This is a genomic window from Telluribacter roseus (assembly GCF_017355915.2).
GTDB lineage: Bacteria > Bacteroidota > Bacteroidia > Cytophagales > Spirosomataceae > Telluribacter.
The window spans coordinates 17473-41155 of the sequence record NZ_JAFEUV020000021.1; the positions used below are offsets into that span (position 1 = coordinate 17473).

Here is a 23683-nt window from a genome sequence, read left to right on the forward strand (position 1 = left end):
CGAGTTACATCACTTCAACCTTATCTGGAAGCCTTAATTTTTTGAATCAGCCATTTCTATAACCGATTCATCCTCTTGGGCTTTGGAGGCTTTACCATTACCGTTGTTGTTGCTGTCCGAGCGTACATACGACTCGTCGCGGAAGCCCAGGATCTGGAGCATGCTCTCGCTGTCCTGCTCATCCGCAAATACACGGGTAGTAATGCGGCCATCGTCGTCGCGATCTACCAGTACGTGCCTTGGCGCCGGAATCAGACAGTGCTGAATACCTCCGTACCCGCCCAGCGACTCCTGGTAGGCACCCGTATGGAAGAAACCAATGTACTGGTCCTCATCGTCGCCGAATATTGGCAGGTACAGGTCGGCGCTGTGCATCTCGGTGTTATAAAAATCCTGAGAATCACACGTCAGACCACCCAGGTTTACCTTCTGGTACGGGTTATCCCAGTTGTTGATCGGGAGCATGATGTACTTCTGGTTCATACCCCACGAGTCGGGCAGCTGCGTTATAAACGAGCCGTCGATCATGTACCAGAGCTCCTTATCGTTCTGAAGCTTCTTGTCAATGATCTTATAGATCACCGCGCCGCTCTCCCCTACGGTATAGCTACCAAACTCGGTGAAGATATGCGGCACAGGTACGTTGTTCTTGTTACAGATCCACTGGATGTTCTCTACGATCTCATCGATCATCTGCTGATAATCGTAGTTGGACTGCAGCGAGGTCTGAATGGGCAGGCCACCGCCGATATCAATCGAGTCCAGATCCGGACAGATCTTCTTCATCTCGCAGTACTTAAACATAAAGCGGGTTAGTTCGCTCCAGTAGTACGCGCTATCCTTGATACCGGTATTGATGAAGAAGTGCAGCATCTTGAGCTTAAACCGTGGGTTGGGCTCAATCTTATCCTTATACAGTTGCTGCACATCATTATACCGGATACCCAGTCGTGAGGTATAGAATGCAAAGTTTGGCTCTTCATCCGTAGCAATCCGGATACCCAGGTTCAGGGTATCGGCAGTCACCTGCTGCTCATACGACTCGATCTCCTTCAGGTTATCCAGTATGGGTATACAGTTAAATCCTTCGTTGATCAGCTCGCTCAGGTACTGCGTGTAGCGTGGGCGCTTATAGCCATTGGCCAGGATGAAGGTGGACTTATTGATCTTACCCCGACGATACAACTCCCTGATGATAGGTATATCAAAAGAGGAAGAAGTCTCAATATGTATATTGTGTTTCAGCGCCTCTTCCAGCACGAAACTAAAGTGTGACGATTTGGTGCAATAACAATACGTATAGCTTCCCTTATAGTTATGACGTTTAAAAGCGTTCCGGAAAAACATCCGGGCGTTTTCGATATGTTCTCCAATCTTGGGAAGATAATTCAGTTTAAGTGGGGTACCATGTTCCTTGATGATATCCATCAGAGGTACATTGTTGAACAGCAATTCATTATTGTCAACGTTGAACTCCATGGTAGGAAACTCAAACGTCTGCTGAATCAGGTCAATGTAGCTTTTCATCCTTCAGTTCAGTGCATAAAATGGTTAATTCGTTGATTTCCTTCGCAGTTAAGGGACGCGAAATTCCCCAAAAACCACGTCTTTTCCAAACACAGCTACAACATAAATCATTCCCCCCCGCTCATTTTATCCTTAATATTTTCTGGTTCATAAGCTAAAACCATGTATTCGTCTATTTCAGGTTGAACAGGGGCTATCAGCCGCTTTAGCTTTGTTTTTAAATGATCAAGTGCAGCCTTAAATAATCCTATTTTTTGTTAGTAAAATATTAGCCATTCAACCTCCTATTCAACCGCTTATCATTGAATAATGCCAATACATTAGTATAAACACGATCCACCTGAAAATAATTTGGAAACTCAGAATTATTAAAAAGTTTCCTCGGTTCTTTGCCTAAAAATTAAAGAAAGAGCAATTAGTGAAAGAGCGGATACAAAAGGTAGCCATGGACTTGTTCTGGCGGTATGGGGTCAAAAGTGTCACCATGGATGATATTGCCAGGGAGATAGGTATATCCAAGAAGACCATCTACCAGCACTTCGAGGACAAGGAGGCCATTGTCGAAGAGGTTATAAAGCATGAGCTGGAGAAGTTAAGAGGAGACATGGAGCATATAGACCGGGAGGCTGATAACCCGATTGAGCAAATGCTTCAGGTGTCGAGGTGCCTGCAGAGAGAGAGGAACAATGTAAATCCGGTGCTACTCTTTGACCTCAAGAAGTACTGTCACAAGGGGTGGGAGCTATTTCAGAATCACAAGCACCAATATATCATAAAGGGGGTAAGCTGGAATCTGGAAAGAGGCATACAACAGGGACTATACCGGCAGGATCTGAATGTAAACATGATGGCGCGACTCCATATTGAGCAGATAGAGATGGCTTTTGATGCGTCCATCTTTCCTCCCAATCAATTCAATCCAATCGACGTGCAGATTCAGATGTTACACCACTTCCTGCGGGGACTGCTGACCGAGAAAGGATTTCAACTATATAATCAATACGTAGACCAACCAGTAATCGAAATTAAAAACTAATGAAACATGTAACACAACTACGAAATGGATTATTGGCACTGACCCTGCTGATAAGTATAGGCCCACTCCGGGCTCAGAATTTTACGCTCCAGGAGGCTGTCAACTACGCGCTCAGCAAGAATCTTAACATAAAGAACACGCAGCTGGATGCGCTGTCGGCCGAGGCTCGTATCGGCGAGATTCGTGCTATGGGACTTCCTCAGATTAGTGGTCAGATGGGCTTTACAGATAACCTTATTATACAAAGGGTATTCTTACCTGCCCAGTTTGCTGATCCAACTGCTCCTGAAGACGCACCACCCATCGCAGCCCAGTTTGGTGTAAAGTATGCCGGTAACGTTGGGGTATCGCTCAACCAGATGATATTCAACGGTTCGTATCTGGTAGGGTTGCAAGCGGCCTCCACATACCGGGAGCTGGCTCAGAAAAATGTAGCGCAGTCGAAAGTAGCGGTGGCGGAAGCCGTGACCAAAGCGTACTACTCGGCCCTGGTTGCCGAAGAGCGCGCCAAGGTACTGGACTTCAACCTCAACCGGCTGGATACGCTCCTGCGCGAAACCCGCATCCTCAACGAAAGCGGATTCGTGGAGCTTATAGACGTAACCCGCCTGGAAGTACAGCTCAACAACCTCCGCACTGAGCGGCAGCGGGTACAGAACCTGATCGAGCTGAGCTACGAGCTGCTGAAGTACCAGATGGGTATGCCCCTGACCGAGAAGATCTACCTGGAAGATAAAATCACCGAGGTAGACCTGGAAGAAATCAGGGCTGCCTCAGAGGCAGTGATCAACTACACCAACCGCGTGGAGTACTCAATACTGGGGACGCAGGAGAAGCTCGCCAACCTGGATATCAAGAACATCCGAAGTGAGTACCTGCCATCGGTGGGGGGAGTACTTACCTACGGTCATAACAACGGCCGCAACGATCTGGGCGACCTGTTTTCGACCCGCTGGTTCAACAACTCCATGCTGGGCATCAACGTACAGATCCCGATCTTCGATGGTATGTCGAAGCACTACCGTCTGCAGCAGGCCCGGATCACACTGGATAAGGTAAAGATAGGTCAGAACCTGCTGGAGCAGTCGATAGACCTACAGGTCAAGCAGGCCAACATCAATCTCCGCAACTTCCTGCAAACCCTGGAGACGCAGCGCCGCAACGTAGAACTGGCGCAGGAGGTGGTACGCGTCACCAAGATCAAGTACCAGGAGGGCGTCGGGTCCAACATTGAGGTGATCAATGCGGAGTCGTCGTTCCGGGAATCCCAGACCAACTACTACGCGGCACTGTACGACCTGCTCATTGCCAAGGTAGACCTGAGCATGGCACTGGGCGTACTCTATGCCGATACCCCGGTAACTTCCACGAGCTCTACCACCCCTGCTACAACTACTCCTCAGATACAACAGCGTTAAAAATTACAGAAACTCCTAGTCATACACTTATGAAAAGTACTATCATCATAGTTGCCGCAGCTACTCTCCTGCTGACGGCCTGTTCGGGTGAAAAGAAGGAAGGTGTGGAAGCCAAGCGTGAAGAGCTGGCTCAGCTCAAGACCGAGCAACGCGAACTGGATAAGAAAATAAAGTCGCTCGAAAGCGAACTGGCCAAACTGGAGCCGGCCAAGGCGGCCGAAGCCCGTGTAAAGGCGGTGACTGTAACCCCGCTTACCAACAACACATTCCGCCACTACGTAGAGGTACAGGGTACCGTAGACGCCAAGAATAACGTACTCGTAACACCTCAGATGGGAGGTGCCGTCACCGCTATGCTTGTCAAAGAGGGTGACTACGTAAAGGCCGGTACCGTACTGGCCCGGGTTGACGACAGCATCCTGCGCCAGTCTATCGAGGAGGTAAAGAACCAGCTTTCGCTGGCTAATACGCTATATGATAAGCAGAAAAACCTGTGGGATCAGAAGATAGGCACCGAACTGCAGTACCTCCAGGCCAAGAACAATAAAGAGTCCCTCGAAAAGAAACTGGTTACGCTGAATACGCAGCTATCGCAGGCCCGGGTGGTATCTCCCATCGCCGGCGTAGTGGATCAGGTTAATGTAAAGGTAGGTGAAATGGCTTCGCCCGGTATGGGCGTAGCCCGTATCGTCAACCTTAGCAACCTCAAAGTAGTAGCCAAGGTAGCCGATGCCTACGTAGCCAGCGTCAGAAAGGGCGACGAGGTGATCATCAAGTTTCCGGACCTGAACCGTGAGTACAACGCCCGGGTAAACTTTGTAAGTACTACCGTTGACCCGCTCAGCCGTACCTTTACCATTGAGGCCAATCTGCCATCGAGCAGCGACATCAAGCCTAATATGCTGGCGCAGGTACAGATCAACGATGCTGTGAAGAAAGATGCGCTGGTAATAGACCAGAACCTGGTACAAAGTACGGAGAAAGGTCAGGTGGTGTACGTAGCTGCCAGTGAAGGTAGCCGGAAGGTAGCCAAAGCCAGAACCGTCAAGACCGGATTGAGCTATAACGGACAGGTAGAAATAGTAGAAGGGCTTCAGGCCGGTGACCAGCTGATAACGCTGGGCTACCAGGAGATAGCCGACGGACAGGCCATCAGCTACTAAGGGTAGTAAGGACCTGGATTACGTGCAGTTGTGAGAAAGTAAAAAACAACACCTCCTCCCGGTGCGCACCGGGAGGAGCTAATCACGAAAAACAATGAAATTTAACGAGTACAAAACCCTCGGCTTCACCAACTGGTGCGTAGAGAACCGGACTACCATCTACATCTTTACGTTTATCATCACACTGGCGGGGCTAATGGTGTACAACAACCTGCCTAAGGAGCAGTTTCCGGATATCAAGATCCCGCAGGTGTACATCAATACAGTGTATTTCGGTACAGCCCCGGCTGATGTCGAAAACACCATCAACAAACCCATCGAAAAGCAGCTGAAGTCCATATCGGGCGTAAAGCGCATCAAGTCCAACGCCCTGCAGGACGTATCGGTGATCCTGGTAGAGTTTAACCCGGATGTGGATGTACCCGTGGCGCTGCAGCGGGTACGCGACGCCATTGATAAGGCCAAGCGTGACCTGCCCCAGGAGCTGGACTCGGGTCCGACGGCTCAGGATGTAAACTTCTCGGAGTTCCCGATCATGAACATCAACATGGCCGGTAACTACTCCCTCAAGCAATTAAAAGAGTACGCCGAAGACCTGCAGGATGCCATCGAGGCTATGCCCGAGATCAGCCGGGTGGACATAGTAGGTGCCCTCAACCGCGAGGTACAGATCAACGTGGACCTGCCCCGCATGCAGAGCTCCGGTCTGACCTTCTATGATATTCAGACGGCGGTTCAGGGCGAAAATATTAACGTATCGGGCGGTGATCTGAATGTTGACGGCGTACGCCGTACGCTGCGGGTAAAGGGTGAGTTCAATGAGGTAAGCCAGATCGCTAACCTGCGTATTCGTACCAGTACCGGAGCCGTGATACGCCTGGGCGACGTGGCCGAGGTAGTGGATAGCTTTGAGGAGCAGCAGGACTTTGCCCGCCTGGATAATAAGTCGGTGGTAACCCTGAACGTGATCAAACGCGCCGGTGCTAACCTCATTACGGCATCAGATCGTATTGAAAGTACCATAGAGGAGTACCAAGGTAACCGCTTTCCGCAGGGATTGGACATCCGGATTACGGCGGATCAGTCGGAGCGTACCCGCGCCGAACTACATGACCTGATCAATACCGTAGTACTGGGCTTTATCTTCGTGGTACTGATCCTGATGTTCTTCATGGGGGTTCGCGACGCGATCTTCGTGGGACTGTCGGTGCCCTTGTCGGCGCTGGTGGCGGTGGTACTAATGCCCATCATCGGCCCTATGGTAGGTACTGCCTTCACCCTTAATACCATTGTACTGTTTGCGTTCCTGCTGGGTATCGGTCTGGTGGTGGACGACGCCATTGTGGTTATCGAGAATACGCACCGCCTCTTCAACCAGCACAAAGACTGGACCATTATGCAGGCGGTAAAGGCAGCGGCCGGGGAGGTATTTGTACCGGTAGTGTCAGGTACCCTTACAACTATCGCACCTTTCTTCCCACTGTTGTTCTGGCCGGGTATAGTAGGTGAATTTATGAAGTTCCTGCCCCTGACGCTGATCCTGACGCTCATGGCTTCGCTCTTTGTCGCCTACGTCATGAACCCGGTATTTGCCGTATCGTTTATGGGACGGCATGATGAGGAGAAAGAAAAGCTGGATACTAGCTTCAGAGCCATTCGCCGCCCTGTGATCGTACTGGGAGCCGCCGCTCTGATTGGGTACTTCATCGACCGGGGTATTGGTAACTTCCTGGTGTTCATTCTGGCTCTTTATATATTCAATCACTACATCCTGACGCCCCGTATCCTGGTACCTTTCCAGGACCGGCTGTTACCGGCGCTTAAGAACAATTACCGCAAGGTGATCAGCTGGGTGATTCAGGGATGGAGGCCGGTAGGAGCCATCGCCACCATGGTGGTACTGTTGATATTTACATTTATTATGATGGGTATCGTCAAGCCTAAGGTGATCTTCTTCCCCAGCGGCGAGCCTGACTATGTGTATGTATATAATAAGCTCCCGGTCGGAACGGATGCCCGGATCACTGACTCGGTGACCAAAGTGATAGAGAAGAAGGTGTTTGCGGTACTGGAGAAGAATGAAGCCATGTCTATGGTCAACTCCGTGATTTCGAACGTAGGTAAGAATGCCGGTGACCCGTCTAATCCTGACCGTTCGGCCACGCCTCACAAGTCCAAGGTGACAGTGGCTTTCGTACCAAACGAAGAGCGCGATGGCCGTTCTACCGAGGAACTGCTTATCAAGATACGCGAAGCGCTGGTGGGTATTCCGGGTTCGGAAATCTCGGTGGAGCGCGAAGCCAATGGCCCGCCTACGGGTAAGCCTATTTCCATTGAAATCCTGGGGGATGAGTTCACGGTCCTGCAGCAGCTGGAAAAGGATGTGATGAAGAAGATCAACGAGTCAGGTATAGAAGGTATAGATCAGCTCCGTTCGGATCTGGTGACCAATAAGCCCGAGATCACCATTGATATTGATCGTGACAAAGCCCAGCGTGAAGGCATCAGCTCACAGCAGATTGCCTTTGCGGTACGTACCGCGCTGTTTGGTACAGAGGTATCCAAGTTCCGCGATACGCAGGATGAGTACCCCATTATGGTACGCCTCAAGAAGGACGACCGCGAGCAGATCGAGCGGCTCCTGAGCCTCAACATCGTGTACCGCGACATGAATTCGGGTGGTGCGCTTCGTCAGGTACCTATCACGTCGGTGGCTAATGTACGGTATTCGACTACCTTCAGTCAGATCAACCGTAAGGACCAGGAGCGTATCGTAACGCTCGGATCAGATGTACTACCCGGCTATAACGCCAACGAGATCGTAGCGCAGATCCAGGATGTTGTGGAAGAAATGGAAGTACCTAACGGCTATACCATCAAGATGGGCGGTGAGCAGGAAGACCAGCAGGAGTCGATGCAGTTCCTGATGGGAGCCTTCGGAGCGGCTATTCTGCTGATCTACCTCATCCTGGCTACCCAGTTCAACTCGGTGGTGAAGCCTTTCATTATCTTCTTTACCATTGTACTATCGCTGATCGGGGTACTGTTAGGCTTTATGCTTTTCGACATGACCTTCTCGGTGATTATGTCCGGGGTAGGTATCATAGCCCTGGCGGGTATTGTGGTGAAAAACGGTATCCTGCTCATTGAGTTTATTGATGAGCTGCGTGAGCGCGGTTATCCGTTGCGTGATGCGATTATCGAAGGCGGTGCTATCCGTCTGAATCCGGTACTGCTGACGGCCTCCGCGGCGGTGTTGGGTCTGATACCACTGGCTCTGGGCTTAACCATTGATTTTGTCGGGCTATTCCGTGACCTGGATCCCCACCTGATCATTGGTGGCGACAGCGCCGACTTCTGGAACATCCTGGCCTGGACCATCATCTTCGGTCTGACGTTCTCGACGGTACTTACGCTGGTAATTGTACCTTGTATGTACTACGTCAATGAGCGGATACGGGAGAAGTGGTTCCGGAAGAACAAGGGTGCCGAAGCCCATCAGAAGGAACTGGAAGCTGCCCCTACTGTATAGTAGCCGTAAGAGCAACTAATATAACCAGGTACAAACAGCCGCCTCTGACGAAGAGGCGGCTGTTTTTTTATTTATAATCCTTAAATCCTCCTATCTTGCCACTCTGTTCAAACCTAAATCCTATTTTAAGAATACAATGAAAAACTTTCGCGTTTTTGGTAGCAGCGTTGTTCTGTTCTTTCTACTGAGCTTATTCACTAACGGTACAGCCCTGGCACAAGGTACCTCCGGAAAAGGAACCCTCAATGACATCAACTTCCTGGAAGGACGCTGGGGGGGTACTTTTAACGGCGGTCCTATACATGCCTCCTGGACGGCTCCCGAAGGAGATAATATCGCTGGTTTTATCCGGATGATGAAGGATGGTAAAGCAACGCTTTATGAAATCTTCGCTTTTGAACAAACCGAGAACGGCCCGGTAGCTATGGTAAAGCACTTTCGTCCGGGTATGATCAGTGTAGAGGAGAAAGAGCAGGCTGACCGCTACAAGTTTATCGAAGCCAAGAAGAACCAGGCCTTATTTGAGCTGGAGAATGGTCAGGTACGTATTATTTACGAACGGAGAAGCCCCGATCAGCTGGTGATCCAGCGGGGTAAGCAGGAAGGTGGAAAATGGTCGTTCGTGGATCTTTTCGTATTCAACCGCATCAAGTAGGTACCAGAGGTATTCGTAGGATAAGACTCTTTATTCTACGAATACTTTTTTGTCCGTTATCAGCTCGCGGTGGGATTCCAGAAAGTCACAGAACGCCCTGATCTGTTGCTCCTGCCGCGAAAAGTCCATATCCAGATTATAGTCTTCCTGGTACACGTCCTTAGAATCCGTAATTACATAGCGGAGGGAGCGGATACCTTTGGAGCGCAGGGCCAGCAGGTAGAAGTTCTGGTGATTATAGACAAAGCGGCCGGGTGAGTAGCTGCCGGTAGTCTTGAGGTCTACGGCCAGGGTACGTCCTATTACATCTACATAGCCATACAGCAGTACCTCATCCAGCTCGTACTGGCAGTATACCTGCGTAGCTACCATCGGGCGGGGTAGCAGGGCCCGGGCCTTACGCAGGATCTCAGCATCAAAATACTCTTCATCAGTACCTTTAATTACAGCTTCTTCAAACGATACGCCTCTGGCCTGAGCCTCGGTTTGGGGTACCGGTACCCGATTGATGGAGTCTAGGAGTTCCTGCTCGTTCATGTACCCCCTTTGGTAGCGGGCGAAGGTATTCAACAGCGTAGGGTATAATCGGTAGCGTACCATACGGCATTCTTTTAATGAGGTTAGTACTTCACAATCAACACAGCACCAATAATAAGTAGTACTACACCTAAAAGTCGGGGAAGGGTAAGATGGTTTACGGCGAAGCCCAATAAACCATAATGATCTATGACCACGGCGGCAATCAGCTGCCCCGCTACCGCCAGACACACGAGGGCTCCCTGGCCTATATCACGTACAACGAAGATGACCGTCAGTACATAAAAGGCACCGAATAAGCCACCAATGAATTTCCACCAGCTGATCTGCCGGATTGTTTGCAGGGAAGGTACCTCATTCTGATTGAATACGGCAAAGGCAATCAACAGAATAAAAAAACCAACGCCAAAAGAAAAAATAGCAGCAAGAATGGGATTGCCAAGAGAAAGCCTGAGCTGCGAATTAACTCCACCCTGTACAGCAGTAGCCACTCCAATCAGGAAGGCAAGAAGCAGGTAAAAATAATTCATGAATAGTGGTCAATCATTAGAGGTTGTTAATTCTACAGCGGGCCTGCTTATTTCTTCAGCTCACTGATCTGATCCGGATCAATGGTGCGGTAGTGGCTGTATACCCTTAAAACAATAGCCAGAGCTACGGTTACTTCAACGGCCGCTACTACTATAACAAACAAAGCGAACAATTGGCCGCGCAGCAGCTCCGGATCGTGTCGGCTAAACGCCACCAGGTTCAGGTTAACGGCATTGAGCATGAGCTCGAGCCCCAGCAGTACTCCGATGGCATTGCGCTTGGTAACCGCCACCGCCAGGCCTATGCTAAAAAGAGCTGCCGCTACAACCAGATAGTGAGTAATGGGAATCATAAGTTATGCGGAGGGAGTACGGTTGATGGCTAGGTAAGCAGCCCCAATCAGAGCTACCAGTAACAAGATACCGGCGATTTCGAATGGGAGCAGGTGACTCGTCATGAGCTCTACGCCCAGGGTACGTATGGTTGAGCGACTGATAAGTACATCGCCAACGAGAGCAAAGTTGCCCGCCAGAATGGTGAATGAGAATATGGCAAAGAGAACAACGGCTATCAGTATTCCCCAGAATCGACGTTGATTGGCAACCTCTACGCGATTGGGTCTGGAAGCGGCATCGGGCCGCTCATCGGCCGGCCGGGTAAGCATGATCCCGAATATTAGTAGTACCAGTACTCCCCCGACGTACACCAGAAGCTGCGTAATGGCTAAAAAATCAGCCCCTGCCAGTACATACAGCGCCGCTACACCTACCAGAGCCAGAAATAGCCCAAAGGCGGCGTACATAAGGTTGCGCGTCAGAAGAATAAACAGTGCTGAAATAATGGCTAGTGCCGAAAAGCCGTAGAAGGCTACCTGTTCCATGCCGGTTGAAAAAAAGAGTGCGCTGCAAAGGTACCAAAAATTGCAGCGCACTGTTTCCTGAAAATATTTTAGGCTTCACCCCCCGTAGTACCCGCTGACGGAGGTGTACCCTTGGGCTTCATAGTAGGCCGGAAAGCCGGCTTGGGTTTTTGTGCCTCTGCCGGAGCGGGCTCATCCGGCGCCGATTGGGCCTGCACGGGTTCCGTAGGAGTAGCATCAGAAGGTGCGTCTGCCTTTGGCTTCATTGTGGGCTTGAAGGCCGCTTTGGGCTTCTCCACATTCTCCACCTGGTCAGGCTGAGCCTGGCTTTTTGCTGGCTGGCTGGCCTCCGCTTCCGTCGCGGGCGTCGCCTTGGGTTTCATAGTAGGCTTAAAGGCCGGCCTGGGAGCCGCTTCAACCGGTGCTTCAGGCGTACTATCCGTAACCGCTTCTGGCATTGCCTTGGGCTTCATCGTGGGCTTAAATGCCGGCTTGGGCGCAGGAGTATCCGTGGTAGTCTTAGGCTCTTCCACCGGTGCCGGAGCGCTTTCTGCGGTACCCTTCGGCTTCATAGTAGGCTTGAAGGCTGGCTTGGGAGCCGCTGCCGGTTCGGCTTTCGCCTCGGGTACATCCTGGGGTTCAGCTTTGGTCTCTGCCTCCACCTTAGGCTTCATAGAAGGCTTAAAGGCGGGCTTGGGTGCAGGACTTGCGCTGACGGATGGTACTTCCTCGGTTGGCTCTGCCTTAGGTTCGGCCTCTGCTTTCGGCTTCATCGAAGGCCGGAAAGGTGCTTTGGCCGCGGCTGGCTTTGGTAATTCCGCTTCCGTTGGCTGCTCTTGCTCTGCCGCTTTGGCCTCTACGGACTCTGTCGGCTTCATACTAGGCTTGAAAGCAGGCTTAGCCTGTGGCTTCTCAGCCGTAGCTTCTACTTCCTGCTCCTGCTTTTCAGGTGGCGGAGCTGCCTTAGGCTTCATACCCGGACGGAAGGCAGGTTTGGGTGCACTCTCCGTATCAGCTTTGCTTTCAATGGGAGTACTCTCCGTAGCCGCCTCAGCGGGTTTTGGCTTAGCCGTAGGCTTAAAGGCCGGACGTGGTGCCGCGGGCTTGGCTTCCACAGCGGCGGTAGGAGCAGGTTCGGCGGCTTTCTTGCTGGCTTTGAGCGCTTCCTTCTCCCGCTGGAACTGGTCAAGCAGCATACGCTTCTCTTCGGCCTGCTCCGGCGCAAGATTAGTGTAGCTATATACCATATCCCGAACATCTATCTCACTATAATCAAAAGTCTTGGTCATAGTAAGACACTCCGTAGGGCACACGGTTGTACACAGACCGCAGTAGCAGCACTTAGCCATATCAATATCAAACTTAGCCGCATACAGTCGGATCGGTGAGCCATCCGAAGCCCTACCTACCTCTTCAATGGCCTTAATTGGCTCAATCTCGATACAGTCCACGGGACATATCTTGGCACACTTGTCGCAGACGATACAGTCATCAATCTCATTGTGCAGGCGGTACCGTCCGTTGTCCGGAATAGGAATGGTCTCAAAGGGATACTGTATCGTAACCAATCCATTCTCCTGATCAAAATAATTATCTGAGCGCACATCTATGGACTGGCGACGCTTGCGTGCATCCCACAGGTGGCGAAGCGTCAGGCGCATACCCGTCAGTGTGGTATTAATACCCTCAGCAATATTTTTAAAATAGGGGGAAGACATTATATCGTATATATCAATAACAACAATCTTCGGGAGTGACTAAAACCCTGTAAGAAGCAAAGATAGAGGATGAACTCCAGTAATCTTCCTGCTTCGGCGATTGCTGCACTAGTTATGGATTATTCAGGTACAAAACCCGCTTCCCGAAGCTTCAGTTCAGGTTTTGCGGGTTAAATACGCGTTGAAATCGGTCTGTTGTGACTCATAGTCCTGATTGATCAGCGGGGAGGTAAGCATGAAGTCGGCCGTGGCGCGGTTGCAGGCCATAGGTATGTTCCAGACTACCCCCAACCGAAGCAGCGCCTTGATGTCAGGGTCGTGGGGCTGGGCCGACATCGGGTCCCAGAAGAAGATCAGGGCATCTACTTTTCCCTCGGCTATGAGTGAGCCCAGTTGCTGGTCGCCTCCCAGCGGACCGCTCAGTAGCTTAGTAATGGGTTGATCCAGCTTTTCTTCCAGCAGCTTGCCGGTGGTGCCGGTGGCATACAGCTGGTGACGTGCCAGTATTGCCCGGTTGTAGTAAGCCCAGTCCAGGATATCATCTTTCTTATTATCGTGGGCCACCAGCGCTATGCGCTTTCGGGATAGTAGTTTTCGTGTTACAGTCATCTGTGTCTAAATTTAAGTCAGAATAAGGCAGAGAGGTACATCCGGTGCCGCTACCAGCCATCAAACCTGTTTGATCTGTTCCAGGTACTTTTTGGCCAGTACATCCCTATCGAAGTACGTACGGGCGTAGCGGTAGCCGTTTTGTCCCTGCTGAACTATCAGCTCAGGATTATTCATATAAAACCGTACCTTCTCCGCAAAGTCCTCTGGACTTTCGGGTTCTACGAAGGTACCTGCCTGGGCTTCCTCTACCAATTCGCGCGATACACCATCGATAGCCATCAGTACGGGCTTCTTACAGGAGAAGTAGTCAAAGGTCTTGTTGGAGTAGACGGTCTTGAAGGTATCTACTTTTTTTAGCACCGAAGCCCCCAGGTCCGACGCCAGTATGTACTTAAATACCTCCCGCTTAGGTACCGAATCTACATAACGTACATTGGTAAGGCCCCGCCGCTGGGCATCAAGCTGTAGCTCTTTCTTCTGCATCCCGTCTCCTATAAGTAGAAACAGTACATTCGTGTCGCGCAGGAGTTCGGCCGTATCCAGTACCTGTACGAGGTGATTGGCTACCCCGTGTGCACCTACGTAGGTAATCACAAACTTCCCTTCCAGCCCATGCTCCCGCCTGAACTGACAGCAGTCAAAATGTTGCATGACTTCTTCCGAAAGCGCGAAATCAGCAGCATTGGGGATAAAGATGATCTTATGGGCAGGTACCCCCTTCTTAGTCAGTAGGGTCTGGCGGAAGGCGGGAGTCAGTACATTGATGAGCCTGGCTTTTCTGTACACAAAGCTCTCAAACCAGTACGCAAACCGGATGATCCAGGGATTGGTCAGTACGCCCGTATCAATGGCGGACTCAGGCCAGAGGTCGCGTATCTCGAAGAGAAAGGGTGTGCGCTTCCACCACGAAAGTACTACGGCCGTGATACCCACAAACAGCGGAGGTGATGTAACAACGATAATGTCATACGTGCCTTTAGCGCGCCGGATGCCGCCCAGAATACTGGAAAACGTGAAGGAGAAGTAGGCCCAGAGCCGCCCCAGAAAGCTCTTGTTGTAGCTCTCCGACACGTGACAACGGATGACCTGTACGCCGTCGCGGTTGGTGTACTGGTAAAAGTACCTGCCCTGGTAGTGCTCCGGACGGTGGCCCATATAATGTACCATTCCCGCCAGTACCACTACCTCGTGGCCGGCTTCGGTCCAGATTCGGCTCATTTCGTTCCAGCGGGAGCCGCCGCCGTCATTATCTTCCAGAAAGTACTGATGAATAAGGAGAATCCGCATAGGGGGCTAATTTACGATTTTAGGCGAATCTCCGTCCGTATGTATCGTTCAGTGGTGGTAAAGACAAGGCGAGGAGTGGCGGTTTTGGTACCATACAGTCCCGAATACCATCCTTCTGTTTCGGTTAGTGTTAGTGACCGCCCCTGAGAAGTATAGGCTTTGATCTCATAGGTATTAAAGAAAGCTTCGGACGGATGCCAAAGTTGATGCATAGGCAAACCAGGGGGAGCGTTGGGTATTTCGTCCTCTATGATCCAGTGTAGTGCACCGCTCAGTTTGGTAACGATTCGGGTATGAATAATACCGGGGCCCAGGTGACTATATCCCCGAAACCAACCCCTGAACTGCCTGTTCCCTCCTATCTCCTTCCATTCCGCTCCGGCTCGCCGGATCCAGTCGTACCAGATAAAGCGGGGACCTTTCCGCATCTGGTCAGAGTCACCGAGCATAACAGTATTGTGAGAGGCGGTACCCGCAAAGTACCGTATCAGCTCTTCGTCGGTATTGTATTGGTAAGAGCCCGCGTCGCGCAGGATGTTCTCGCCGTTGACCCAGATATCCAGGTGCAGATTGTCGGCCTGAAAGGGGCGGTCCTGATAGCTACCGCAGCGTAGAAAGGTCAGGGTACCCTGGTCACGCAGGATGTAGTACCCGCCTTTATGAAAAGCGTGAATGGGTGATCCTTCCAATGTCTGTCTTGTGGCTTTGCTGGTAGAGGTCTGGCCGGTTAACCAGTAAGCTTCTTCCTGCCAGGGGCCTGAGCCGTAGTCAGGTACTTCGCCCAGAGTAACAGCCAGGGCATACAACTGAGGCCTGTAGTCACGAAAGTGACATTCGCTCAGCGGGAAGAACAGCGCCCCGTCGTTGTTGCCGTAGTTGGGGAGCCAGCCGCTCGTATCATCCTGGCAGGCCCGCAGGAACTGCAGCGACTTCCGGGCTCGGTCATAGATGGTCTCCGACCAGCGCTCCCCGTTGCGGTGCGCCAACTGGATGGCCCAGGTTAGTAGCTGCACAACTACCCGGTGATAGTTCATTGAGAATTGCAGAAAGGTACCATCCTGATAGATCTGATAGCCTATTTCCTCTTCAAACCACTGCTTCCCCTGCTCTTTCCAGCGGAAACTCTCAGAAAAAAAAGGATACAGCAACCCAACCAGGTACAGGCCCAGCGTCTCAGTAAGGGCGTGGTTGTTACGAACCGCAATGCGTGAGAAATGAATGTTCTCCTCCACGTGCTGCATCTGCCGGTATAAGCTGTTAAGGATGCGTGAGAAGCGCTGCTCGGTGAGCTGCGGAGAGTTTTTGTAGTACTGCAGGGCAAAGGTCCAGTTGAGTACCCGCAGCGTGATCTCCTGACTACACCGCCAGTTGGGCCCACAGTTGACCGGATTAGCCTCTATCCAGCTTTCTATTTCAGAGAATACAAGTTCAGACTGGTCTTCCTTGAGGTGGAAGTCGTAGCGGATCAGGTCGTACAGGAACGTGAAGCGCGACTTTTCCCACACATACTTGATATCGCCAGCCTCCGGTGACAGATCGGGGATTTCGGTCCAGTGCTGGGAGCTGTCGTAGCGGTAGCCAGTTTTGGGATTGGTAAGCCAATCGGTAACGGTGTACCAGGTAGAGCCGAAGAATAGCAGCTTCCCCTCCCGCAGGGCCTTTACCCGCTCTGTAAGCGACCCTAAGTCGGATGGGGTGAAGGTATACTTACTCAGGGAAGTACTATCAAAGAAAAAGGGGATGGCAGACGCGCGCCACTCCGCCAAGGATATAAAATCCTGAGCGGGCAAATCAATGGGAAAGCGTTGTCGCAATAGTCCCGTGCGTACCTGTACTTCGTGCAGCGTACGAAACAGCACGTAGCGCAGGCCCATGTTGTGGAGTATCTGAAAGAGTATGTATAAACGCTTCATAGACTATATAGGCAGCAACTGGCTTTATACCACCTTTACCCATTCGCCCCGCTTGAGGCTTTCCAGGGCCGCAAAAGTGGCTTTTGAGGTATTGACCAGCTTATCGAAGGATATCAGCGATGTACCTCCCGCCCGGATGCGCTCCAGCAGGAGCCGGAACTGCTCTTTATGGCCTTTGTCCTGGCTGGTGCGCATTTTCGAAAATCCTTTGAAGCCATAGCCCGTCAGCGTACGGAAGTTGTCCAGTACCAGGGTTCGTTCCTGTGAGTATACTTCTACGCGCTCCTTAGAGTAGGCTTTGCTGCCGTTGGCGAAGTAGTTGATGACACCCGTAGAGCCATTTTCGTATTTGAGCAGGATGGAGGCGTTGTCGGTGGTATCAGTAGGTTGAACTCCCATAGCGTTCATGCACACGGCCTCTACCCGGCTACCTGTGAGGTAGGTAATCAGGTCAACAAAGTGGCAGGCTTCGCCCAGTATACGTCCACCGCCCACGGTACGGTCATGTACCCATGAGTTAGCCGGAATAAAGCCCGCATTCATCGTAGCCACCACGTTCATGGGAGCGCTACCGAGCAAGGCTTTCATCTTCTGCGCGTGGGGCGAAAACCGGCGGTTGAAGCCAACGGTGAGGCTGCGGCTCTGGGGAAGGTCCAGGTAGGTAGCTATAATATCCTCCAGTTCTTCTTTATAAATGGCCAGCGGCTTCTCCACAAATACGTGCTTTCCGGCCCGCAGCGCCTCTACGGCCATGCGAGCGTGCTGGTTGTGGCGGGTCGTGATCATAACCAGGTCCACATCCGGGTCGCGCAGGAGCTCGTGGTAGTCGGTAGTACTATGGGAGATGCCATACTTCTGCGCCAGGGCCGTACCCGACAGACCATTGGCGCTGGCTATGTACTTGATGGTAGTCCCCTTCAGGGCGGGTAGCATCGTCATCTTGGTAAAGTTACCGGCTCCTACGATGCCGACCACCCCTTTCTGGGCAGAGAATGCGCTATCGTGGTAACGAACTACCGTGCGGAGGTCCACCTGCTCGGGATATTCCAGTATAGAGGCAATGGCCTGTGACGAGCCTATATCGCCATATACACGATCATAGGCTTCCAGCGGTACTACTTCGGTGATCAGGGGCTTCACGTCCAGCAGGCCCGTCGAGATGAGTTGCAGGATGGTCTGGAAGTTGCGGTTTTCGGTCCAGCGTACGTAAGGGAGCGGGTAATCGTGCCCTTTTTGCTCGTAGGCGTCGTCATAGCGGCCGGGACCGTACGAGCAGGATACCTGAAAGCTTAGTTCTTTCTCGTAGAACTCCGCCCGGCTGAGGTTGAGCCCTACTACCCCCACCAGTACGATTCGCCCCCGTTTACGCGACATACGGGCCGCCTGCGATATAATATCATTGGTTTTGGCCGAAGCCGTTATAATAACCCCATCAGCACCGGTACCAAGCGTGAGGTCTTCTACAAATTTGACCGGATCGTCGCCACGGGCGGGGTTACAGGTAGTAATGCCCTTAGCGGCGGCTACTTTCAGTTTCTGCTCATCCAGATCTATGCCTACTACCCGACAGCCGTTGAGGCGGAGCAGCTCGGCCGTTAGCAGCCCAATGAGCCCCAGGCCAATGACTACCACGGTTTCGCCCAGCGTAGGGGTCAGCAGGCGTATGCCCTGCAGACCAATGGAACCTATCACTGTAAACGCGGCTTCCTCGTCAGATACGCCGTCCGGTACTTTCGTGACCAGATTGCGTGGTACGCATACTACCTCAGCGTGCGAACCATTGCTGGCTACCCGATCGCCTACCTGTATGTCCTGTACGCCCTCCCCTACCTCGATGACTTCTCCTACGTTACAATAGCCTAAGGGCAGCGGCTGCTCGAGCTTGTTGAAAACTGCCTCCAGCGTAGGCATCAGCCCATCCGATTGGATCTTGTCCAGGACCATCTTCACTTTATCCGGCTGCTGGCGCGCTTTCTCCAGCAGATTGGCTTTGCCAAATTCCACCAGCATTCGTTCGGTACCCAATGATACCAGGCTTCGGCGGGTTCTGATCAGTACGCAGCCGCGCTTTACCTGCGGGGCAGGTACTTCCTGTAGTATCGTTTGTCCGGTTTTAAGGTTCTGGATAAGCTGTTTCATGAAAAACAGGGACAAGGCTAAGGTGTGGGTGGGTCCGGAGAAGTTAAACTCGCTTTGAGCTTATCTGTTGCAGAAAAACAGGCTATACACGAAATAAGAAGCCACTAAGCGGCCTGTTTGTGGACTCACACTACCTTGTAAACTTCAAAAGTGAGGGACTGGTTAGGCAGTAGCCCGATAATTTAGCAAATGGATTGAAGTTGAGAATGTAATAAGCCGCTCTCCATGCCAGGGATCAGGTAGCCCGAAGAGGCTACTATAACTTGATGTAAATAAGTAGTTTAGTAGGGGTGTTATATATTGAGTTTGGTATACTTCTTGCTCTCGTGTACTTGATAATGCCGATTATTTTTTTGGGAACAGAGACGCCGCCTCCGTATACAGAGCGCGGCGTTTTCTGTTTTATCTGATATATACGTTCTGGATAGACATTCTGGCACCATGCTTGCTCTACTATTCCCGACGATTCAGTTCGTTTGGTAACAAAGAAGCAGGAGCCAGGAGCTATTAGCACCTGGCTCTCTTCTCTTTTCAGGCTATTCTGAATATTAATTTCTCCTCCTCCAGGGGCTACATGTGATTCAGCGATTGAAATATGCTGACAAGATAGGTCTGTGATTCCTGCTGATAAAGAATAGTATGAAGTGTACTGGAATGGAAGAAGTACGGTAGGAATGGTCCGGTAGAACGTGGGTACTTAGTAGGTGAATGCTTGAAAAGACAAAAGCACTTAACGTTACCGCTAAGTGCTTTTATGTAGGGTGGGTCCTGAGGGATTCGAACCCCCGACCCCCTGCTTGTAAGGCAGGTGCTCTGAACCAGCTGAGCTAAGAACCCGTCTTTGTTGTCCTTTGGGACTGCAAATATTGAAGATAAATTTTAGTTGTGCAAGTTTCTATTGTGCTTATTAACGCACAACCTAACCAATAGTCCGCTTGGATAAGCCTTCAGAATAGATTAAGGATCTTATATTCATTCAGAAAATCATGTACTTAGATGAATGGCTGGGGGCATCAAGGGGAGCAAAAATAAAAAGCCGCCAACTTAAAAAGTTGGCGGCTTTGAAGGGTGGGTCCTGAGGGATTCGAACCCCCGACCCCCTGCTTGTAAGGCAGGTGCTCTGAACCAGCTGAGCTAAGAACCCGTCTTTGTTGTCGTTTGGGACTGCAAATATTGGAGATGAATTTTAGTTGTGCAACTATTTCTTGCAAAAAACTTTAAGGTTTTTGTAAGTGGCTGATTGTCAATAGTGGCTTATTCGAAATTTATATAGAGTGTTACGGTGTGGCTCGACAGGCGGTTGAGTCCGGTACTGCCAGCGTGCTGAGTTGGCTGCAACATATTCACCAAACCGTGCGAAAAACGCAGCTCCGGCGAGAACTTGAAATACTCAAAGAATTGCTCAAAGCCTACTCCATAGTCCAGGGTCAGGTCCGAGGTGGAGGTATTGATGCGGGTGGAGCTACCTCCTTCGCGGCGCTTGACGTTGGTTTCAAGTCCCAGAGTAACCCCCGCCAGCATGTACATACGGGTGTTGACCCGCCGGGCCGACTTGTACTTCAGCAGTAAGGGGATCTCCACCCAGGTGGACTCCCGCTTTTCGATGCGTTCGCTGCCCGAAGGATTGGTATATTTGATATGACGGTCGTACAGGGATATGGACGGAGTAGTACGTATATCAAAGCGCTCCGTCAGAAACGCATTAACAATAACGCCCATCCGGAAGGCAGGCTGGGCCGGCGACTGGATCAGCAGTACGGAGTCCAACTGGGCAAAGGATTCGCTACGCTGGAAATTGAACCGGGTAAAGGGGACGGCGAACAGAAAGCCATAGTGAATAGGCTTGTCGTCGTAGAACTCCAGGTGGCGACGCTTGTATCCCAGCCCCTGCGACCGGGACTCGTGTGCCATAAGCAGTCCACACAAAGCTACCAGAAGAACTACTTTTGACCGGTGTAAATGGAGCAGATTCCGAATGTCAATGGTATGCATTTAGTATTTTTAAAACCAGCTTGTTCAAAAATAGTAAGGAAGTCGCGACCATCCGGAAATGCCTGTACCGATTCGGGCAGATACGTATAGGCCGAGCTATCCTTCGAAACAATCTTACCAATGGTAGGGAGGATGTACTTGAAATAGAAGTTGTACAGGTGCCTGAACGGAAACGAGCGTGGCTTCGAAAACTCAACAATGACGCAGGTTCCCCCCGGTCGCATCACACGATTCATATCACTCAGACCTGCCAACAGATTTTCAAAGTTTCGTACTCCAAACGAAACGATGACCGCGTCGAAATAATTGTCTGAGAAAGGCAAACTTTCCGAGTCTCCGCTCCGTAACTCAATGATATCCTGCTTCCCCAGCTTCTTTATTTTTTCGCGCCCTACGGCCAGCATTCCCTCCGAAATATCTACCCCAACGATTTTTTCGGGCTTAAGAGCCAGTGCCTCAATGGCAAAATCACCGGTACCGGTAGCGATGTCCAGTATGGTCCGGGGCTGGGCTTTGCGGAGTAGTTTGATGGCACGTTTGCGCCAGTATATATCAATACCTCCACTAAGTAAGTGGTTCAGAAAGTCATATTTAGGCGAAATATTATCAAACATTTCGGCCACTTGCTCTCTTTTACTATTGTCTTTATCCTTATACGGTACTACTGTCATTCGTAATTGTGTTTTAACCAGGAGGCAAAACTAATAGGTATTCTATCTCTAAACTATTCGGTACTAGGAAAGTTCATATGTAACTGACTGATTTTATATAAGGTTCAGGCATGGGTTTTATCTTCTGTATGTCTATCACTCAGATACTTGGTCTTATGCTTCGTAAATCTACACTTACACTCACTTACTTGTTTGTATTCCTGTCATTCGTAGCAGTGGCGCAGGGACGTATCGGCGTACAGCGTGCCGATGCAGAAGCGATCCGGAATCTTACGGCTCGTCAGCTTTCACCTTATTCTGTTACTATACGTGGTGGATTGACGCAGTTCTTTGGAGAACTTAATGAGCAGGATATGCAAAGCATGCTCGGAGTTAGCCTTAACGCAAGGGTGCAGCGGGCTTTTACCATGAGTCTGGACTATACGGCCGGTAAGGTAGGAGGTCAGAAAACAGATTTTTTTAATTCGTACTTCATCAACGAGTACAACACGCTGGATCTGCTGGCCAAATGGAACCTGACTGAGCAGTTTGGGCAGTTCGACAATGCGAGGCTGCAATTCAGTGTATACGGGGGTCTGGGGATGATGTTCTTCAGTGCGGAAGCCTATGACCTCACCACCAACGAGCGGGTACGGTTTACCAATAGCGACGTGAGTGGCCGTAATCCGCTCTTCCTGCGCTGGGGCAACCCCCGGGGCCGCCTGGGTATTACCAAGACCAACGAACGCACAGTACCCGTAGGCTTTAACTTAAACTACCAGTTGGCCCGTGCGTGGCAGCTTGGCCTCGACTACCGCTTCTATTTTGTCAGATCGGATAAAGTAGATGCTACCTCCGGGCAGAGGCTGATCAACCCTGAGGAATCTACTTCTTACAGCGATACCCCCAACGATAAATTTAGCTTCCTGGCAGCTACGCTGACCTACCGTTTCAGCCAGAATACCCGTGATACCGATAGAGACGGTGTACCTGACGACCGTGACCGGTGTCCTGATGTACCCGGTACGGCTCAGTTTTTCGGATGTCCGGATACCGATGGAGATGGCATCCCCGATTACGTAGACAGATGCCCTACGGAGGCAGGCTCGGTGGCCGCTCGTGGCTGTCCCGATACGGATGGAGACGGTATAGTAGATCAGCTGGATCCCTGTCCTAACGAAGCCGGTACCGTCAATGGTTGTCCGGACCGTGATGGTGACGGCGTGGCGGATAGCGTGGATGCCTGTCCGGATATAGCCGGTGACCCCCGCTACGGAGGCTGCCCCGACACCGACGGAGATGGCATTGGCGATCACGTAGACCTGTGCCCCGACCGGCCGGGTACCTACGCCAACGGAGGATGCCCTGATACGGATGGAGACGGTGTACACGATGGTATCGATAAGTGTCCCGAAGAGGCCGGACCACGTAACCGGGATGGCTGTCCGTTTGTCAATGCGGCTACCCGACAAGCTCTGCAAAGCCAGTTGGATTCAGTTCTGGCGACACCGGTTCGGTTTACAACGGGTACTGATGTAATCGATAGAGCATCGTACAACGCGCTTAATACCATTGCTACTATAATGAGAAGGTACCCCACGGCTCAGTTTGTGGTCGAAGGGCATACTGACAACGCAGGACGTGCCGAGGCTAATCTTAAGCTATCCGAGCAGCGGGCCATGGCTGTACAGCAATACCTGATTTATCAGGGCGTAAGCGGCTCCCAAATGACCGCCCTTGGCTATGGTGATACGCGGCCGCTGGCCGACAATGCTACTACCGAAGGTCGAAATCGCAACCGGCGGGTTATCATTCGCGTGAGAGAATGATACTACTCACGTAGAAGTTATACCTAACAGTACCAGAACCGGTAGCCGCCCATGCGGTTTACCGGTTTTCTGACGAATAGTCAGTACCTTAACGCCCAGGCTCAATCTATACCCGTATATACCTGTACGGAAGCCGCTGGTTGAGAGCTGTAAATAAGGGCTAAAAACTGGCATTATTATTGATTATAAACGACATAGGTGGTGAAGTGAAGCTGTAGCGCCGGGTATGGGAGACCATCTGTGAAGTACTCGTAGCTATTACCAGATAAAGGGGCTTATTACTTA

General features: G+C 51.2%; 18 protein-coding genes and 2 tRNA genes. 6 read left to right on the forward strand and 14 right to left on the reverse strand.

Annotated features, from left to right (window positions below; all coding sequences use genetic code 11):
* Positions 1 to 33: 33 nt before the first annotated feature.
* The gene (locus tag JTN23_RS24025; protein ID WP_247237649.1) at positions 34 to 1527 is read right to left on the reverse strand and encodes a type III PLP-dependent enzyme domain-containing protein; all 1494 of its coding nucleotides are present in this window, start codon (positions 1525 to 1527) and stop codon (positions 34 to 36) included.
* Positions 1528 to 1945: 418 nt separating this feature from the next.
* Between JTN23_RS24025 and JTN23_RS24030 the strand changes: the two genes are divergently transcribed.
* From JTN23_RS24030 to JTN23_RS24050, 5 genes are all read left to right on the forward strand, one after another.
* The gene (locus JTN23_RS24030) at positions 1946 to 2563 is read left to right on the forward strand and encodes a TetR/AcrR family transcriptional regulator (RefSeq protein ID WP_247237651.1); all 618 of its coding nucleotides are present in this window, start codon (positions 1946 to 1948) and stop codon (positions 2561 to 2563) included.
* The gene (locus tag JTN23_RS24035) at positions 2563 to 3981 is read left to right on the forward strand and encodes a TolC family protein (protein WP_247237653.1); all 1419 of its coding nucleotides are present in this window, start codon (positions 2563 to 2565) and stop codon (positions 3979 to 3981) included. The genes JTN23_RS24030 and JTN23_RS24035 overlap by 1 nt, the downstream gene beginning before the upstream one ends.
* A gap of 29 nt (positions 3982 to 4010) precedes the next feature.
* Complete coding sequence (locus JTN23_RS24040) at positions 4011 to 5144, forward strand: efflux RND transporter periplasmic adaptor subunit (protein WP_247237655.1); 1134 nt, start codon at positions 4011 to 4013, stop codon at positions 5142 to 5144.
* A gap of 94 nt (positions 5145 to 5238) precedes the next feature.
* On the forward strand, positions 5239 to 8676 hold the full coding sequence (locus JTN23_RS24045; protein ID WP_247237657.1) for an efflux RND transporter permease subunit: 3438 nt from the start codon (positions 5239 to 5241) through the stop codon (positions 8674 to 8676).
* A gap of 136 nt (positions 8677 to 8812) precedes the next feature.
* The gene (locus JTN23_RS24050) at positions 8813 to 9331 is read left to right on the forward strand and encodes a DUF6265 family protein (RefSeq protein WP_247237660.1); all 519 of its coding nucleotides are present in this window, start codon (positions 8813 to 8815) and stop codon (positions 9329 to 9331) included.
* A 30-nt stretch (positions 9332 to 9361) separates the two neighbouring features.
* Here the strand turns inward: JTN23_RS24050 and JTN23_RS24055 are convergent, their stop codons facing one another.
* From JTN23_RS24055 to ubiE, 13 genes are all read right to left on the reverse strand, one after another.
* Positions 9362 to 9931 (reverse strand): hypothetical protein, encoded by a 570-nt coding sequence (locus JTN23_RS24055; protein ID WP_247237662.1) that lies wholly within the window; start codon positions 9929 to 9931, stop codon positions 9362 to 9364.
* 20 nt (positions 9932 to 9951) lie between these two features.
* Complete coding sequence (locus JTN23_RS24060) at positions 9952 to 10398, reverse strand: DMT family transporter (RefSeq protein WP_247237663.1); 447 nt, start codon at positions 10396 to 10398, stop codon at positions 9952 to 9954.
* Positions 10399 to 10445: 47 nt separating this feature from the next.
* Positions 10446 to 10751, reverse strand: coding sequence for an NADH-quinone oxidoreductase subunit NuoK (nuoK, locus tag JTN23_RS24065; protein WP_207503375.1), 306 nt, complete (start codon positions 10749 to 10751; stop codon positions 10446 to 10448).
* A gap of 3 nt (positions 10752 to 10754) precedes the next feature.
* Entirely contained in the window at positions 10755 to 11279 is a 525-nt protein-coding gene (locus JTN23_RS24070) for an NADH-quinone oxidoreductase subunit J family protein (protein ID WP_247237665.1), read from the reverse strand.
* A 68-nt stretch (positions 11280 to 11347) separates the two neighbouring features.
* Positions 11348 to 12976 carry a 4Fe-4S dicluster domain-containing protein gene (locus JTN23_RS24075; RefSeq protein ID WP_247237667.1) on the reverse strand — a complete coding sequence of 543 codons (1629 nt, stop codon included), beginning with the start codon at positions 12974 to 12976 and terminating at the stop codon, positions 11348 to 11350.
* A gap of 156 nt (positions 12977 to 13132) precedes the next feature.
* Positions 13133 to 13585, reverse strand: a complete 453-nt coding sequence (locus JTN23_RS24080) for a methylglyoxal synthase (protein ID WP_247237669.1) — start codon at positions 13583 to 13585, stop codon at positions 13133 to 13135.
* Between the two features lie 60 nt (positions 13586 to 13645).
* Positions 13646 to 14875, reverse strand: coding sequence for a glycosyltransferase family 4 protein (locus JTN23_RS24085; protein WP_247237671.1), 1230 nt, complete (start codon positions 14873 to 14875; stop codon positions 13646 to 13648).
* An 11-nt stretch (positions 14876 to 14886) separates the two neighbouring features.
* Entirely contained in the window at positions 14887 to 16788 is a 1902-nt protein-coding gene (locus tag JTN23_RS24090) for a heparinase II/III family protein (RefSeq protein ID WP_247237673.1), read from the reverse strand.
* Between the two features lie 24 nt (positions 16789 to 16812).
* Positions 16813 to 18927, reverse strand: a complete 2115-nt coding sequence (locus tag JTN23_RS24095; RefSeq protein WP_247237675.1) for a bi-domain-containing oxidoreductase — start codon at positions 18925 to 18927, stop codon at positions 16813 to 16815.
* A gap of 762 nt (positions 18928 to 19689) precedes the next feature.
* Positions 19690 to 19764: transfer RNA gene (locus tag JTN23_RS24100), tRNA-Val, on the reverse strand.
* Between the two features lie 232 nt (positions 19765 to 19996).
* Positions 19997 to 20071: transfer RNA gene (locus JTN23_RS24105), tRNA-Val, on the reverse strand.
* A gap of 110 nt (positions 20072 to 20181) precedes the next feature.
* Positions 20182 to 20919, reverse strand: a complete 738-nt coding sequence (gene porT / locus JTN23_RS24110) for a type IX secretion/gliding motility protein PorT/SprT (RefSeq protein ID WP_491630937.1) — start codon at positions 20917 to 20919, stop codon at positions 20182 to 20184.
* Positions 20868 to 21590 (reverse strand): bifunctional demethylmenaquinone methyltransferase/2-methoxy-6-polyprenyl-1,4-benzoquinol methylase UbiE, encoded by a 723-nt coding sequence (ubiE, locus tag JTN23_RS24115; protein WP_247237679.1) that lies wholly within the window; start codon positions 21588 to 21590, stop codon positions 20868 to 20870. The genes porT and ubiE overlap by 52 nt, the downstream gene beginning before the upstream one ends.
* 155 nt (positions 21591 to 21745) lie before the next feature.
* Between ubiE and JTN23_RS24120 the strand changes: the two genes are divergently transcribed.
* Positions 21746 to 23398 (forward strand): OmpA family protein, encoded by a 1653-nt coding sequence (locus tag JTN23_RS24120; RefSeq protein WP_247237680.1) that lies wholly within the window; start codon positions 21746 to 21748, stop codon positions 23396 to 23398.
* Positions 23399 to 23683 lie beyond the last annotated feature (285 nt).

What these genes read in the sequence shown, in the direction of transcription:
- JTN23_RS24025 (WP_247237649.1), bottom strand. Translation starts at nt 1,527, where the DNA reads ATGAAAAGCTACATTGACCTGATTCAGCAGACGTTTGAGTTTCCTACC.
- JTN23_RS24035 (WP_247237653.1), top strand. Translation starts at nt 2,563, where the DNA reads ATGAAACATGTAACACAACTACGAAATGGATTATTGGCACTGACCCTG.
- JTN23_RS24040 (WP_247237655.1), top strand. Translation starts at nt 4,011, where the DNA reads ATGAAAAGTACTATCATCATAGTTGCCGCAGCTACTCTCCTGCTGACG.
- JTN23_RS24045 (WP_247237657.1), top strand. Translation starts at nt 5,239, where the DNA reads ATGAAATTTAACGAGTACAAAACCCTCGGCTTCACCAACTGGTGCGTA.
- JTN23_RS24050 (WP_247237660.1), top strand. Translation starts at nt 8,813, where the DNA reads ATGAAAAACTTTCGCGTTTTTGGTAGCAGCGTTGTTCTGTTCTTTCTA.
- JTN23_RS24055 (WP_247237662.1), bottom strand. Translation starts at nt 9,931, where the DNA reads ATGGTACGCTACCGATTATACCCTACGCTGTTGAATACCTTCGCCCGC.
- JTN23_RS24060 (WP_247237663.1), bottom strand. Translation starts at nt 10,398, where the DNA reads ATGAATTATTTTTACCTGCTTCTTGCCTTCCTGATTGGAGTGGCTACT.
- nuoK (WP_207503375.1), bottom strand. Translation starts at nt 10,751, where the DNA reads ATGATTCCCATTACTCACTATCTGGTTGTAGCGGCAGCTCTTTTTAGC.
- JTN23_RS24070 (WP_247237665.1), bottom strand. Translation starts at nt 11,279, where the DNA reads ATGGAACAGGTAGCCTTCTACGGCTTTTCGGCACTAGCCATTATTTCA.
- JTN23_RS24075 (WP_247237667.1), bottom strand. Translation starts at nt 12,976, where the DNA reads ATGTCTTCCCCCTATTTTAAAAATATTGCTGAGGGTATTAATACCACA.
- JTN23_RS24080 (WP_247237669.1), bottom strand. Translation starts at nt 13,585, where the DNA reads ATGACTGTAACACGAAAACTACTATCCCGAAAGCGCATAGCGCTGGTG.
- JTN23_RS24085 (WP_247237671.1), bottom strand. Translation starts at nt 14,875, where the DNA reads ATGCGGATTCTCCTTATTCATCAGTACTTTCTGGAAGATAATGACGGC.
- JTN23_RS24090 (WP_247237673.1), bottom strand. Translation starts at nt 16,788, where the DNA reads ATGAAGCGTTTATACATACTCTTTCAGATACTCCACAACATGGGCCTG.
- JTN23_RS24095 (WP_247237675.1), bottom strand. Translation starts at nt 18,927, where the DNA reads ATGAAACAGCTTATCCAGAACCTTAAAACCGGACAAACGATACTACAG.
- porT (WP_491630937.1), bottom strand. Translation starts at nt 20,919, where the DNA reads ATGCATACCATTGACATTCGGAATCTGCTCCATTTACACCGGTCAAAA.
- ubiE (WP_247237679.1), bottom strand. Translation starts at nt 21,590, where the DNA reads ATGACAGTAGTACCGTATAAGGATAAAGACAATAGTAAAAGAGAGCAA.
- JTN23_RS24120 (WP_247237680.1), top strand. Translation starts at nt 21,746, where the DNA reads ATGCTTCGTAAATCTACACTTACACTCACTTACTTGTTTGTATTCCTG.